Source organism: Kitasatospora sp. NPDC086009 (assembly GCF_044540385.1).
In the GTDB taxonomy this organism is placed as follows: domain Bacteria; phylum Actinomycetota; class Actinomycetes; order Streptomycetales; family Streptomycetaceae; genus Kitasatospora.
On record NZ_JBITSA010000004.1, the window covers coordinates 75493 to 88769 of the forward strand.

Annotated in this window: 12 protein-coding genes and 1 pseudogene; 4 read left to right on the forward strand and 9 right to left on the reverse strand. The window is 72.7% G+C overall.

What is annotated here, in order from left to right; genetic code table 11:
• Positions 1-45: 45 nt before the first annotated feature.
• The 7 genes from ACIF6L_RS12265 to ACIF6L_RS12295 all read right to left on the reverse strand — a co-directional run bounded on the left by ACIF6L_RS12265 (position 46) and on the right by ACIF6L_RS12295 (position 7589).
• Positions 46-930 carry a ketose-bisphosphate aldolase gene (locus ACIF6L_RS12265; protein WP_396489380.1) on the reverse strand — a complete coding sequence of 295 codons (885 nt, stop codon included), beginning with the start codon at positions 928-930 and terminating at the stop codon, positions 46-48.
• A 31-nt stretch (positions 931-961) separates the two neighbouring features.
• The gene (locus ACIF6L_RS12270) at positions 962-1879 is read right to left on the reverse strand and encodes a 1-phosphofructokinase family hexose kinase (protein WP_396489378.1); all 918 of its coding nucleotides are present in this window, start codon (positions 1877-1879) and stop codon (positions 962-964) included.
• Between the two features lie 58 nt (positions 1880-1937).
• On the reverse strand, positions 1938-2822 hold the full coding sequence (locus ACIF6L_RS12275) for an SIS domain-containing protein (protein WP_352286528.1): 885 nt from the start codon (positions 2820-2822) through the stop codon (positions 1938-1940).
• Positions 2823-3256: 434 nt separating this feature from the next.
• On the reverse strand, positions 3257-4222 hold the full coding sequence (locus ACIF6L_RS12280) for an ROK family protein (protein ID WP_396489375.1): 966 nt from the start codon (positions 4220-4222) through the stop codon (positions 3257-3259).
• Between the two features lie 136 nt (positions 4223-4358).
• Complete coding sequence (locus tag ACIF6L_RS12285; protein ID WP_396489374.1) at positions 4359-5258, reverse strand: carbohydrate ABC transporter permease; 900 nt, start codon at positions 5256-5258, stop codon at positions 4359-4361.
• Positions 5255-6193: a carbohydrate ABC transporter permease gene (locus ACIF6L_RS12290; protein WP_396489372.1), complete on the reverse strand. Its 939-nt coding sequence runs from the start codon at positions 6191-6193 to the stop codon at positions 5255-5257. The genes ACIF6L_RS12285 and ACIF6L_RS12290 overlap by 4 nt, the downstream gene beginning before the upstream one ends.
• A gap of 121 nt (positions 6194-6314) precedes the next feature.
• Positions 6315-7589 carry an extracellular solute-binding protein gene (locus ACIF6L_RS12295; protein ID WP_359808831.1) on the reverse strand — a complete coding sequence of 425 codons (1275 nt, stop codon included), beginning with the start codon at positions 7587-7589 and terminating at the stop codon, positions 6315-6317.
• Positions 7590-8121: 532 nt separating this feature from the next.
• Here ACIF6L_RS12295 and ACIF6L_RS12300 point away from each other — a divergent pair.
• From ACIF6L_RS12300 to ACIF6L_RS12310, 3 genes are all read left to right on the forward strand, one after another.
• Complete coding sequence (locus ACIF6L_RS12300; RefSeq protein ID WP_329485510.1) at positions 8122-9009, forward strand: LysR family transcriptional regulator; 888 nt, start codon at positions 8122-8124, stop codon at positions 9007-9009.
• Positions 9010-9262: 253 nt separating this feature from the next.
• Positions 9263-9679: a VOC family protein gene (locus ACIF6L_RS12305; protein WP_329485508.1), complete on the forward strand. Its 417-nt coding sequence runs from the start codon at positions 9263-9265 to the stop codon at positions 9677-9679.
• Positions 9676-9876, forward strand: coding sequence for a hypothetical protein (locus ACIF6L_RS12310; RefSeq protein WP_396489370.1), 201 nt, complete (start codon positions 9676-9678; stop codon positions 9874-9876). Before ACIF6L_RS12305 ends, ACIF6L_RS12310 begins: the two co-directional genes overlap by 4 nt.
• A 112-nt stretch (positions 9877-9988) precedes the next feature.
• Here ACIF6L_RS12310 and ACIF6L_RS12315 read toward each other — a convergent pair.
• A pseudogene (locus tag ACIF6L_RS12315) lies at positions 9989-10784 on the reverse strand (SpoIIE family protein phosphatase); the annotation flags it as partial.
• A 348-nt stretch (positions 10785-11132) separates the two neighbouring features.
• Here ACIF6L_RS12315 and nagA point away from each other — a divergent pair.
• Positions 11133-12305: an N-acetylglucosamine-6-phosphate deacetylase gene (gene nagA / locus ACIF6L_RS12320; protein ID WP_396489368.1), complete on the forward strand. Its 1173-nt coding sequence runs from the start codon at positions 11133-11135 to the stop codon at positions 12303-12305.
• A gap of 66 nt (positions 12306-12371) precedes the next feature.
• Here the strand turns inward: nagA and ACIF6L_RS12325 are convergent, their stop codons facing one another.
• Positions 12372-13157: a DeoR/GlpR family DNA-binding transcription regulator gene (locus tag ACIF6L_RS12325; RefSeq protein ID WP_352286541.1), complete on the reverse strand. Its 786-nt coding sequence runs from the start codon at positions 13155-13157 to the stop codon at positions 12372-12374.
• Positions 13158-13277: the final 120 nt, after the last annotated feature.

The following is a 13277-nucleotide window of genomic DNA, read 5'->3' on the forward strand; positions in this document are numbered from 1 at the left end:
GTCCCGCCGTCCACGGGGTCCACGGGCCGGGCCGGCCGCCGTCCGTCAGCCGCTGGAGGCCGGGACGCCGCCCCGGTCCGCCGCGCCGACGGTCGTCAGGAGCTGGGCGGTGGTGTCGGTGACGGCCTCGCGGCCGGCCGCGAGGTAGTGGCGCGGGTCCACGCCGTTGGGGTCGCCGCGCAGGTGGGACCGGATCGCGCCGGTCATGGCGATGCTCAGGGCGGTGCCGATGTTGACCTTGCTGATGCCGACCCGGATCGCGCGCTGGAGTTCCGGGTCGCTGACGCCGGAGGAGCCGTGCAGGACCAGGGGGAGGTCCAGGGCGTGGTGCAGCGCGGCGAGCAGGGTGTGGTCGATCGTCGCGTCGCGGGTGGTCATCGCGTGCGAGCTGCCGACGGCGACGGCGAGCGCGTCGATGCCGGTCTCGGCCACGAAGCGCCGGGCCTCGTCGGGATCGGTGCGGGCCCCGGGGGCGTGGGCGCTCAGCGGCCCGGTGCCGTCCTTGCCGCCCACCTCGCCGAGTTCGGCCTCCAGCCAGAGGCCGTTGGCGTGGGCCCAGTCGGCGGCCCGGCGGGTGGCGGCGACGTTCTCCCCGTAGGACAGGTGCGCGGCGTCGAACATGGCGGAGCTGAATCCGCAGTCCGCGGCCTCGCGGAGCAGCGCCTCACTCTTCACGTGGTCGAGGTGCAGTGCCACCCGGGCGCCGCTGCGGCGCGCGGCGCTGACGGCGGCCGCGGCTATCGGGTGCGGGCGGCCGCCGTGGAACTTCACGGCGTTCTCGCTCACCTGGAGGATGACCGGCTCCCCGGTGGCCTCGGCGGCGGCGACGACGGCCTCGATGTGTTCCAGGGTGATGACGTTGAACGCGGCGACGGCGCCGCGCCGGGCGGCGGCTTCGGCGACCAGTTCGCCCGTGGTGCTGAGAGGCATGGCGGACCCTTCTCGGGGTGAGGGTGGGTGGTCAGGCCGGGACGACCTGGACCTGGGGGAGCAGACGCCGGTAGCCGTCGCGGTCGAACATGCCGGCGTAGCGGGCCTGGACGGTGGCGGCCGACAGCGCGACGGCCCGGGTCAGCGCGACCGGCAGCGGGCTGTGCTCGGCGAGGCCGACGGCGAGGGCGGCCACCACGGAGTCCCCGGCTCCGGTGGGGTTGCCGCTGATGCCGGCGTCCGCCGGGAGGAAGGCCCGCCAGGCCCCGGCCGGGTCGACGGCCAGCAGCCCGTCCGGTCCGAGGGAGGCGATGACCGTTCCGGCGCCCGCCCGCACGAGCGCCCGGGCGGCCGTCGGCGGATCGTCCGTCCCGGTGGCCTCCCGCAGTTCGGCGGCGTTCGGTTTGATGATCGTCGGCCGGGCGTCGAGGGCTTCGGTGAGCGCCGGGCCGGCGGCGTCGAGGATCACCGGGACGCCCCGGTCGCGGGCGAGCCGCACCAACTCGGCGTAGCCGCCGGGCGGAACGCCCCGGGGCAGGCTGCCGGACAGCACCAGGGCCCGGGCGGCCGGCACCAGGCTCGCCACCCCCGCGCGGAGCGCGGTCCACTGGAGCGCGGACAGCTCCGGCCCGGGTTCGTTGAGCATCGTGGCGTCGCCGTCGTGCACGACGGCGATCGTCCGTCGGGTCGCCGCTCCGGTGAGCGGGATCGTCAGATGGACGATCCCCGACCGGTCGAGGTCGGCCTTGACGGCGCTGCCCGCGGCCCCGCCGAGCGGCAGGACCGCCGTGGTCCGCCGCCCCAGGGCGTGCAGCACCCGGGCCACGTTGACGCCCTTGCCGCCGGCCTGCTCGTGGACGGTCTCCACGCGGTGGCTCTCGTGCGGCCGCAGCGCGGCGAGGGTGTAAGTGATGTCGAGCGCCGGGTTGGGCGTGACGGTCACGATCACGACGGCTGCCTCCCTGCCGCTGCGGTACGCCCGGCCGCGGGGAGCTGGACGGTGGGGGTCACGCGTCGGCGAGGATCACGGAGCGCGTCAGGTTGCGCGGCTGGTCGGGGTCGAGGCCCCTGGCCGCCGCGACGGCGACGGCCAGGCGGTGCACGCGGACCAGCTCGGCCAGCGGGTCCAGCCGGCCCTCGATCCAGTGGGCACCGGTCGAGTCGACCTGCTCGGCGAGGCCGACCGGGGCGTCGCCGAGCATCCAGGTGGCGGTGGACGGCGCGGCGATGCTGATCGGGCCGTGCCGGTACTCCATGGCCGGGTACGACTCGGTCCAGGCGAGGGCCGCCTCGCGCATCTTCAGCGCGGCCTCGTTGGCCAGGCCGACCGTCCAGCCGCGCCCCAGGAAGGTGAACTGGCCGCACTCGACCAGGCCGGCCGGCAGGGGCTCCGCCAGGGCGCGGCGGGCGTCCTCCTCCACCGCCTCGGTGTGCAGGCCCAGGTGCGCGCGCAGGAACGTCAGCGCGGTGGTGGCGAAGCGCGTCTGCACGACCGACCGCTCGTCGGCGAAGTCCAGGACGACGACGTCGTCCGCGGCCGACATGACGGGCGTGTTCGGATCCGCCGTGATCGCACTGGTCCGGACCTTTCCGCGCAGGCCGTCGAGCAGTTCCAGCACCTCGGTCGTGGTGCCGGAGCGGGTGAGTGCGATCACCCGGTCGTAGGAGCGGCCGGTCGGGAACTCGGACGCGGCGAACGCGTCGGTCACGCCCTGGCCGCCGGACTCGCGCAGGGCGGCGTACGCCTGGCCCATGAAGTACGACGTCCCGCACCCGACGACGGCGACCCGCTCGCCCGCGCCGGGCAGGGCGGGGTGGCCGGCCGCGGCCAGTGCCGCCGCGCGCGCCCAGCACTGCGGCTGGTCGGCGATCTCTGCCTCTACGTGCGTCATTGCTGACCCTTTCAAGATCATCTGATGAAAGCTGAGCTAGATGATGCACATTTAAGCATCTTCAAGCATTTGATACCAGGGTGATGCGGCCTGATGCCGACTTTGAAGTGCGCATGCAGAAGTTCTCTCGCGATCCGCCCTCGACCGCCCGTCCATCGGATCAACACCGTTGCATGGCGCGTGAGCTGGGGCGATCGCCCGTGCGTGGAGAGGGGAATGATCGCGGAACGATGCCGTTCGCCGCCTCGGAGGGCGTGATTGTCCATGAGTCAAGAGTGAGAGTTTGCGACAGTATTGATCGCAGGTTCACTTGAGGTCCGGGCGGGCGCCCGCGGACCCCGCGGGGCCGCGCCAGGGCCTGCCGGACGAGCGGCGCGGGCGGGGGCGGGGCGGGGGCCGGCGGGGGCCGGAGGGGTGCCGGTACGGCGGCCCGGTCAGTGACGGTCGGGAGCGCCCAGCGCTGTTCCCAGCCGGTCCACCGTGTCCCAGGCGTGCAGCCCGGCGCCGAGGCAGCCCGCCTCGTCGCCCAGCGCGGCGGCCACCAGGCGGGGGCGCCGGTGGAACGTCAGTCTCCGGTCGAGGCCGGCCCGCAGCGGGTCCAGCAGCAGGCCGTCCGACTCGGCGAGCCCGCCGCCGAGGACGACGACCTCGGGGGCGAGCAGCGTCACGGCGGTGGTGAGCGCGGTCGCCAGCCCGTGGACGGCGCGCTGCCAGACGGCCAGGGCGGCCTCGTCCCCCTCGGCGAGCAGGGCGGCGACCTCGGCGGCGCCGTGGACGGGCCGGCCGGTGCGGCCGCTGTAGGCCGCGGCGATGCCCGCCGCGGAGGCGATGGTCTCCAGGCAGCCCCGGGCGCCGCAGGGGCACGGCCGGCCGTCCGGTTCGACGACGAGGTGGCCGAGCTCGCCCGCGTAGCCGCCGGCGGTCAGCAGCCGGCCGTCGTGGACGATCGCGGCCGAGATGCCGGTGCCGATCGCGACGAACAGCGCGTCCCGGGCGCCCCGCGCGGCGCCCAGCCGGACCTCCGCCAGGCCGCCGGCCCGTACGTCGTGGCCCAGCGTGACCGGCAGTCCGGTGCGTTCTTCGAGCAGGGCGGCCAGCGGCAGGTCGCGCCAGCCGAGGTTGGCGGCGTAGACGGCCACGGCCCGCTCGGCGTCGACGATGCCGGGGACGACCACCCCGGCCTGCCGGACGGTGAGGCCGAGGTCCGCGGCCTGGCCGGCGAGGGACCGCAGGGCCGCCGTGACGGCGTCGACGACGGCCTCGGGCCCGGCCGCCCGGGGCGTGCGGCGCCGCTCGGTGAGCAGGACGCCCGACCGCCGGTCGACCAGCGCCCCCTTCATCCCGGTGCCGCCCACGTCCAGGGCGATGACGCACTCGTCGGGCCGGGCGTGCTCAGCCATCGCGCGCCTCCGATGCGACGGGGTGACGGGCTCTCGTACTGCTCTCGGGCACGGTGGGCTCCCTGGTGCTCGGGGGGTGGTCACAGCGGCCTGCCGACCGCCGGTCCTCGACGGTCGGCGGGTGCGGGCCGGCGGGCTACTTCACGGATCCGGCGGTCAGTCCGGAGACGACCTGGCGCTCGATGAAGGCGAAGAGCACCACGACCGGGAGGATGGCGACGATCGACCCGGCGAACAGGAAGTTCCACTGCACCGTGTAGTTGCCGACGAAGCTGTTGATGCCGACGGTGAGCGGCTGGCTGTCGGGCACGGTGGACAGGGTCAGGCCCATGACGAACTCGTTCCAGGCCGCGATGAAGGTGAAGATCACGGCGGTGACGACCCCGGGCAGCGCGAGCGGGAGCGTGACGCGCAGGAGCGCCCTGAACCGGCTCAGACCGTCGATCATGGCCGCCTCCTCCAGCGCCACCGGGATGGAGCCGATGTAGGCGCTGAGGATCCAGATCGCGAACGCCAGGTTGAAGGCGGCGTTGCAGAGGATCAGCGTCCAGACCGAGTTGAGCATGTCCAGCTGGTAGAACTCGCGGTAGAGGCCCACCAGGAGCGACGTCGGCTGGAACATCTGGGTGACCAGCACGAGCAGCAGGAAGAGCTTGCGTCCGCGGAAGGTCATCCGGGCCGTGTAGTACGCGGCGGGCAGCGCCACCAGCAGGACCAGCACGGTGGACCCGCCGGCCACGAGCAGGGTGACGCGCAGGTTCGAGCCGAGGTTGGACTCGCGCCAGACGTCGACGAAGTTGGACCAGGCGAAGTGCTCCGGGAGGTAGGTGTTGTCGCGCAGCTCGTCGGCCGGGCGCAGCGCGGTGATCACCATCTGCGCGTAGGGCAGCAGGAAGACGGCGGCCAGCAGCCAGGCGGTGGCCGCGACGACCACGGTCCGGGGGCGCAAGCGCCGGCCGGCCGGCGGCGCGGCCGGGGCGGCGGGCCGGCGCCGGCGCTGCGCGGTACGGGGCTCGGTGAGGGTCTGCTGGGTCATCGGTTCTCCTCCTCGTTCCAGCGGCTGACCTTGAGGAAGAGCAGCACCATGACGACGACCAGGGCGAAGTTGACGACGGACATGGCCGCGCTCTCGCCGATGTCGGTGTTCTTCAGCTGGTACATGAAGACGGTGGTGGTGGCGGTGTCGCTGCTCGGCCCGCCCTGCGTCATGCCCCAGATGATGGGGAAGGAGTTGAAGACGTTGATCAGGTTGATGACGACACCGACGAGGAAGGCCGGGCGCAGCAGCGGCAGGGTGATCAGGCGGTAGGTGCGCCAGGTGCCGGCGCCGTCGACCTCCGCCGCCTCGTAGAGCTCCGCGGGCACGGTCTGCAGACCGGCGAGCAGGGTGTAGGTGGTGAAGGGGAGCGAGACGAAGATCGCCACGAACATCATCCACGGCCAGGCGGTGGACGGGTCGCCGAGCCAGTCCTTGGGGCCGTCGATGATCCCGAGGTCGACCATCGCGGTGTTGAGGACGCCGGCGGTCTGGTTGAGCATCCACTTGAAGCCGATGGCGGTCATCAGGACGGACGCCGCCCAGGGCGCGATCAGCGCCCAGCGGGTGAGGCGGCGGCCGGGGAACTGCTGGTTGAACAGCTGGGCGAGGGCCAGTGAGGCGACCATGGTGATGCTGACGACGACCACGGTCCAGACGACGGTGGCGGTCAGGACGTGTCCGAGGTCGGTCTCGTCGAAGAGCTTGCGGTACTTGTCGAAGCCGGCCGAGCCGCGGACGAAGCCGCTGGTGCTGATCCGCTGGAACGAGGTGTGGACCATCTCGTAGACGGGCCACAGGACGACGGCGATGATCAGCAGGACGGCGGGGCCGATCCAGGGGAGCGGGCCGAGGCGGTCGAGGCCGCGTCGGCGGGAGGCCTTCGGGCCGGGGGCCGGCCCGGCCGCCTTGGTGCGGGAGGGGTTGAGGGACACCGGAGGCGCCTTCCGTGCGCGTGCGGCCTGGGTGCCGCACGGAGCGGGACGGTGGTGGTGCGGGGGCGGCGGCGCTGAGTCAGGGCGGTCCGCCGCCCCCGCGGTCGGGGGGCCGGGGCGCCTACTTGGTGTCGGCGGCCGCGGCTTCGGCCTTCTTCTGCAGGTCGCCCAGCACCTTGGCCGGGTCCTCCTTGACGGCGGTGCCGATGGTCTTCTTCATCTCGGCGGAGACGGTGTCCCAGCTGGTCTTGCCGAGCGGGTAGAACTTGGCCTGCGGGAGCAGCGCGAAGAACGGCTCCAGGTCCTTGTGCTTGCCGCTGGCCGTCATCTCGGTCAGGGTGTCCTGGGTGACGGGCATGAGGTTGTAGAGCTCGTCGAACTTCAGCGTGTTCTCCTTGGAGTACGCGAAGTCCAGGAACTGCTTGATCTGCTCCTTGTGGCCGTTCTTCTTGAAGGCCATCGTCCAGTCGGCCACGCCGAGGGTGGACTTGAGCGCGCCGTCCTTGCCGGGGATCGGCGCGACGCCGTAGTCGACCTTGCCGTCGGCGGCCATCTGGATCAGGGACGGGTGGCCGTTGAGCATGGCGGCCTTGCCCGCGGCGAAGTCCGCGAAGGCGGTCTTGCGGTCGGTGGTGGCCGGGTTGGCGTAGGTCAGGCCGGGGTCGACCAGGTTGGTCTTCAGCCACTTGAAGGTGTCCACGTTGGCCGCGCTGTTGAGCGTGTAGTTGCCCGAATCGTCGGTGATCGCACCGCCGTTGCCGAACTCCCACATCGCGCTCTCGCCCTGGGCCTCCTCCGGGCCGAGGGGGAGCGCGTACGGGGTGACGCCGGGGACCTTGGCCTTGATCAGCTCGGCGTCCTTCTTGACGTCGTCCCAGCTCTTGGGGGCCTCGGTGATGCCGGCCTGGGTGAACAGGGCCTTGTTGTAGAAGAACGCGCGGGCCGAGGAGACGAACGGTATGCCGTACTGGACACCGTTGACCTCGCCGGCCGAGGCGAAGGTGGAGATGAGGTTGGCCTTGGTGGCCATCGAGATGACGTCGTCGGCCTTGTAGAGCAGGTCGTCCGTGACCTTGTCGGCGTACCCGCCGGTCTGCAGGATGTCGGGCTCGTTGCCGCTCTGGATCATCGTCTTGACCTGCTTGTCGATGTCGTTCCAGTTCACGACCTGGACATCGATCCTGATCTTGGGGTTGGCGGCCTGGAAGCGCTGGGCGACGTCGTCCCAGTAGGCCTTGGAGCTGTTGCTCGCCTTGTCCCCGTAGTCGGCCGCCACCAGCTTGAGGGTGACCGTGCCGTCCGCTGACGCGCTGTCGCCGCCGCTGCTGCCGCAGGCGGTGAGGGCGAGCGCGCCGACCGTACAGGCGGACAGGAGCGTGAGCGCGCGGTTCTTCATGGGAGACCTCCTCTGGCCCCGGGGGCGATGCCGGGTGCCGGACGTGTTCTTCGAGCCACGGAACGTCGCATCCGGGCTTCTGGGAGGACCGTCGTCAGACCTGCTCGACCGACGGAGAGACTGCGACTTGCTGCGCGAATATGCGCAAATCTAGCAGGAATGAATCATCTTGTGGCGTCTTCTGATGGCTCAGTGTTCATCAGCCGTTCGAGCCGGTCCAGCCCTGTTGCCAGACCGTTGTCAATGCGACACCCACTATCGACCCTTGACGTGTCCTTGCGATACACCCCGTGACGAGTCAGCTGCACTGCGCGCCCATGCTCGGAAATCGGCCTGACGAATCACAATCAATCACGCCAAGCGGCCCCGCGTCGTCGTCGCCGGGAGGGGCCGCGACGGCGCGTCCGCCCGGGGCCGGAACCGTCGGTCCGAGGCCCCCCGGCGGCGGCCGCCCGTCATACCGGCCAGGGGGCGGGCGCCGTAGACTTCGCGGCGATCGGAAGATCGGCACGGGGAACATCGGGGGACGCTGGTGGAGCTGCGGGACATCGAGATCTTTCTGGCGCTGGCCGAGGAACTGCACTTCGGCCGGACCGCCGAGCGGCTGCACATCTCCCCGGCCCGGGTCAGCCAGGCGATCAGGAAGCAGGAGCGCAGCGTCGGGGCGATGCTGTTCGAGCGCACCAGCCGGACGGTGCGGCTGACCGAGGTCGGCCGGCAGCTGCGGGACGACCTGCGGCCGTGCTACCAGGGCCTCCAGGACTCGCTGGAGCGCGCGCGAATGGCCGCCCAGGGGGTGAGCGGGCGGCTGCGGGTCCTGATGATGCCGTTCAACGTCGGCGACCTGCACGTCTACTGGAAGACGTTCCGCAAGCGCCACCCCCAGTGGGAGCTGCAGGTCCGGCTGTCGGTCCTGGACGACCCGTTCGGCAAGCTGCGCGACGGCGAATGCGACGTCTTCGTCGCCTGGCTCCCCGTCGAGGAGCCCGATCTGACCGTCGGCCCCACCCTGTTCACCGACCCGCGCATCCTCGCCGTAGCGGCGGACCACCCGCTCGGCGGCCGGTCGTCGGTCCGGCTCGAGAACCTCGCCGACTTCCCGCAGGGCAGCGGCCGGATCGGACTGGACTACTGGGAGGAGGGGTACCTGCCCTTCACCACCCCCAAGGGCCGCCCGATCGAGCGCGCGTACCAGGTGACGCACTCCTCCGAACTGATCGACCTGGTCGCCATGGGCGACATCGTCCAGCCCTTCCCGAGCCACGTCACCCGGTACTGGGGCATGCCCGACGTCCGCTGGCTGCCGATCACCGACCTCGCCCCCCTCTCCTTCGCCCTCGTGTGGCGCACGGAGGCGGAGGACGACGCCATCCGCGCCCTCGCCGCCACCGTCCGCGACCTCGGCGTGTTCGCCTTCTAGGGTCCGCCCGGCTGGTCGGGCGGGTGGTCCGCCGGATGCCCGGAGCGCCTCGGGGCGCCGAGAACCGGGCGACGTACTCGGCGAACGGCGGGACGCTCTTCTGGGGTCCGCGGCACGCCGTCCGCGTCACGCCGTCCCCCTCACGCCTTCCGCGGCGGGGCCGCTCGCCCGACCGGATCGTGAAGCCGGGGGTTAACGATCGTTGCGAGAATCGCCGTTGTTCGCTCCCGGCACGGCGACCAGGCTGGACGGCATGAACATCACGTCCACCACCGTGGCGCTGGTGGTCGGTGACCCGGCCGCCTCCAGCCGTTTCTTCACCGAGCACCTCGGATTCCGTGAAGTCCTGCGCACGGACGGCTTCGTCCAGCTCGAACGGGACGACGCCGCCACGGACATCACCCTGGTCCTGTCGGACTTCGCGGTGGCACCGAACCCGCCGCTCGACGGCTACGTGTCGTTCACCGTCACCGGCATCGCGGAGGAGGCGGCCCGCCTGGTAGCGGCAGGGGTGAAGGTGACCGCGCCGCTGACCCTGCAGCCGTGGGGCGCGTGGACGTTCGGGGTGCTCGACCCCAACGGCATCGACGTCCAGCTCGCGGAGTGGAGCGAGCCCGGGGGAGCGGCCCGGTCCTCCGGCGTCCGCACGGGCGAGGGGGGCCGGCCGTGACCGACGTCCATCCGTCGCCGGTCGTCGAAGGGCCCGCCCCCGCCCTGCTGGACCCCGCCGTCGGTCCGCGGGCGCCCGGTGGCGACCGGAAGGCCCTGGGGGGAGGCGACTTCGGGGTGGTCGCCGACACGGTGTTCGGCCTGTTCGTCCCCGCGCCGCGGACGGAGCCGCCCCGGTGCGGATCCTGCCGGCTCTGACCGCCGGACGCTGCGCGCCCCCCGTCGGCCGCGTCGCCCTCGGGCCCCCCGTCGCTCCCGCGGCGACGGGGTGTGGTCCGCGGGCCCGCCGCCGTCGGGCGCGCGGGCGGCGTCAGCCCGCCGTCGGGGAGCCGTCGCCGGGGAGCGGCTGCTCGGACCGGATGACCTTGCCGCTCGGCGTGTACCGGGTGCCCCAGCGGTGGGCGAGCTGGGCGATCAGGAAGATGCCCCGGCCGCCCTCGTCGGCGGCGGCGGCCCAGCGGAGGTGCGGCGCGGTGCTGCTCCCGTCGGACACCTCGCAGACCAGGCTGGTGTCGAGGAGCAGCCGGACCCGGACGGGCGGCGCGCCGTACCGGATCGCGTTGGTGATCAGCTCGCTGAGGATCAGCTCGGTGGTGCAGGCGAGCTCGTCGAGCCCCCACTCGGTCAGGCGGCGGACGCAGGCGGCGCGGACGGGTGCCACCGCCGAGGGGTCCACGGGGACGTCCCACGCGGCCACCCGGTCCGGTGCCAGCCGACCGGTCCGCGCGACGACCAGGGCCACGTCGTCGGTGGGGTGCGGCACGGGCAGGGCCCGCATCGCGGCCCGGCAGGTCTCGTCGGGGGTGCGCCACCCGTCGCCGGCGAGCGCCGAGCGGAGCCGCTCCAGGCCCCGGGTCGATGTCCTCGGTGCGGGCCTCCACCAGGCCGTCGGTGAACAGGACGAGCTGGGAGCCGGCGTCGAGGGGGAGTTCCGCGGTCTCGAAGGGGTGGCCGCCCACGCCGAGCGGCGGCGAGAGCGGCGTCTCCGGGAAGGCCACGGTGCCGTCGGGAGCGACGACGGCGGGCCCGAGGTGACCGGCGCGGGCGAGCGTGCAGACGCCGGAGACCGGGTCGTAGACCGCGTAGACGCAGGTCGAGCCGGTGATGGCGTCTGATCACCCCCCATCCATAGCGTTCGCCTATATGTCCAGCAACTCCCGGTCCGTCCCGGACGGGAGTGCCACCCGGGACCTGCGGACGCCTCCGGGTGACCGCCGACGACTGCGCCGCCCGTCGGCGGTCCGCCCGTTCCGGCCCCCCGGGAGCCCTTGCGTGCAACTTTCGGCTCATCCACAATGATGTGATCTGATCGCAGAGCCCGCGAGTGCTGCACAAGAGTGCAGATCTGCCGCGCCCAGCGCCCTCCCGGGGCCGCCCTGCTCCTCGCCGCACGATCGCCGCAAGAGAGGCTCCATGGACCACGCGAACGCTGCCCACGGCCCGGCGGGCGCCGCATGACCGCCACCCGCACCTCCCTGTCCGGGGCTCGCCTGGTGACCGCCACCGGCACCGTCGACGGCGGACGCCTCACGGTCGAAGGAGCCCTGATCACCGGGTTCGGGGGCACTCCCGAACCCGGTGACGTGGATCTGACCGGCCACCTGGTCGTGCCCGGCTTCGTCGACCTGCACGTCCACGGCGGCGGCGGCGCCTCGTACACCTCCGCCGACGGCGAGGAGGTGATGGCCGCCGCGCGGTTCCACCGCCTGCACGGGACCACCACCACCGTCGCCAGCACCGTCACAGCCGAGCTGGACGAGCTCTGCCACCAGGCCGCCGTGCTCGCCGAACTCACCCAGGACGGCGTACTGGCCGGGGTCCACTTCGAGGGTCCGTTCATCGCCCGCGGCCGGTGCGGCGCCCACGCCCCCGCCCTGCTGCGCGACCCCGCCCCCGAACCGCTGCGCCGGCTGCTGGACGCCGCCAAGGGCCACGCCCGCATGGTCACCCTCGCGCCGGAGCTGCCCGGGGGGCTCGACGCCGTCCGGACCCTGGTGGACGCGGGGGTCGTCGCGGCGGTCGGCCACTCGGCCGCGGACTACCGCACGGTCCGCGCCGCCATCGACGCCGGGGCCACCGTGGCCACCCACCTCTTCAACGGCATGCCCGCCCTCGGCCACCGGGACCCCGGGCCGGTCGGCGCGCTGCTGGAGGACGACCGGGTCACCGTCGAGCTCATCAACGACGGCGTGCACGTGCACCCCGCGGTGGTCGGCCTCGTCCACCGCGCGGTCGGCGCCGGGCGGATCGCGCTGGTCACCGACGCGATGAGCGCCGCGGGCATGGGCGACGGCGCCTACCGGCTGGGGCCGCTGGACATCCGGGTCCGTGCCGGCGTCGCGGAACTCGCCGACGGCAGCTCCATCGCCGGCTCCACGCTGACCCTCGACCGGGCGTTCAAGCGGGCGGTGACGGTCGACGGGTTCACTCCCGAGCAGGCCTCGCGGTCGCTCTCCGCGGTGCCCGCCCGACTGCTGGGGCTGGGCGACTGCGTCGGCTCGCTGGAGACCGGCAAGCAGGCCGACCTGGTGGTGCTGGACGCCGCCCACGACGTCGTCGCCGTGATGCAGAAGGGCGTCTGGGTCGCCGGGGCGGGCCATCTGCCGACGCTCCGCGCGAAGTCCTGAGGCGGTCGCACGCGAAGGGGCCCGGCGGCTGCCGGGCCCCTTCGAACGTCGCGGTGCCGGGGGCGGTCAGACCGAGTGCACGTCCACGCCCTGGGCGATCAGCTGCTCGACGATCTCCTCCGGGGCGTCCTTGTCGGTGATCAGCACCGTGAACTCGTTGACCGCGCAGACCTGCGCGAAGGCGCGGCGGCCGATCTTGGTGGCGTCCGCGACGATGATCACCTTGTCCGCCCGCTCGGCCATGGCGCGGTTGGCGCTGGCCTCTCCCTCGTCGTGGGTGGCGGCGCCGTTCTTGGCGTCCACGGCGTTGACGCCGAGGATGGCGTAGTCGAGGGCGAGGCCCTGGAGCACCATGGTGGCCAGCGGCCCGGTCAGCTCGTAGGAGTTCGGGCGGGCCACTCCGCCGGTGACCACCGTCTTCACGTACGGGCGCACGGCCAGCTCGTTGGCGATGTTGATCGCGTTGGTGACGACGGTCAGCGCGGTTCCGTTGCTGTGTTCGGCGAAGTCGGGCCGGGTCGCGAGCTCCCGGGCGACCTCCGACGTGGTGGTGCCGCCGTTGAGGCCGACCACCGCCCCCGGCGGGATGAGCGCGGCCGCGGCCTTGGCGATCCTGAGCTTCTCGTTCGCCTGCCGGGCGGTCTTGTAGCGCAGCGGCAGGTCGTACGCGACACCGCTCAGCACCGCGCCGCCGCGGGTGCGCACCAGCAGCTGCTGGTTCGCGAGCTCGTCCATGTCACGACGCACGGTCGCCGCGGAGACGCTCAGCAGCTCGACGGCCTCGCCGACCTCCAGCCGGCCCCGGTCGCCCAGGATCTCCAGCAGACGCGTCCACCTCTCGTGCGTCCCCATGGTCTCTCCCTTACATGTCGTGTCGGCAGGTGAAGCCTATCGCGGGCGCAGTGACCGAACCGCCAGAGATCGTGCATCTCTGTGATTGGATTGGCTAGGCAGTTATCATATTCGATCACG

Bases quoted from the DNA above. Each gene is read 5' to 3' on its own strand.
- ACIF6L_RS12265 (WP_396489380.1), bottom strand. From the start codon at position 930: ATGCCTCTCAGCACCACGGGCGAACTGGTCGCCGAAGCCGCCGCCCGG.
- ACIF6L_RS12275 (WP_352286528.1), bottom strand. From the start codon at position 2,822: ATGACGCACGTAGAGGCAGAGATCGCCGACCAGCCGCAGTGCTGGGCG.
- ACIF6L_RS12280 (WP_396489375.1), bottom strand. From the start codon at position 4,222: ATGGCTGAGCACGCCCGGCCCGACGAGTGCGTCATCGCCCTGGACGTG.
- ACIF6L_RS12285 (WP_396489374.1), bottom strand. From the start codon at position 5,258: ATGACCCAGCAGACCCTCACCGAGCCCCGTACCGCGCAGCGCCGGCGC.
- ACIF6L_RS12295 (WP_359808831.1), bottom strand. From the start codon at position 7,589: ATGAAGAACCGCGCGCTCACGCTCCTGTCCGCCTGTACGGTCGGCGCG.
- ACIF6L_RS12305 (WP_329485508.1), top strand. From the start codon at position 9,263: ATGAACATCACGTCCACCACCGTGGCGCTGGTGGTCGGTGACCCGGCC.
- nagA (WP_396489368.1), top strand. From the start codon at position 11,133: ATGACCGCCACCCGCACCTCCCTGTCCGGGGCTCGCCTGGTGACCGCC.
- ACIF6L_RS12325 (WP_352286541.1), bottom strand. From the start codon at position 13,157: ATGGGGACGCACGAGAGGTGGACGCGTCTGCTGGAGATCCTGGGCGAC.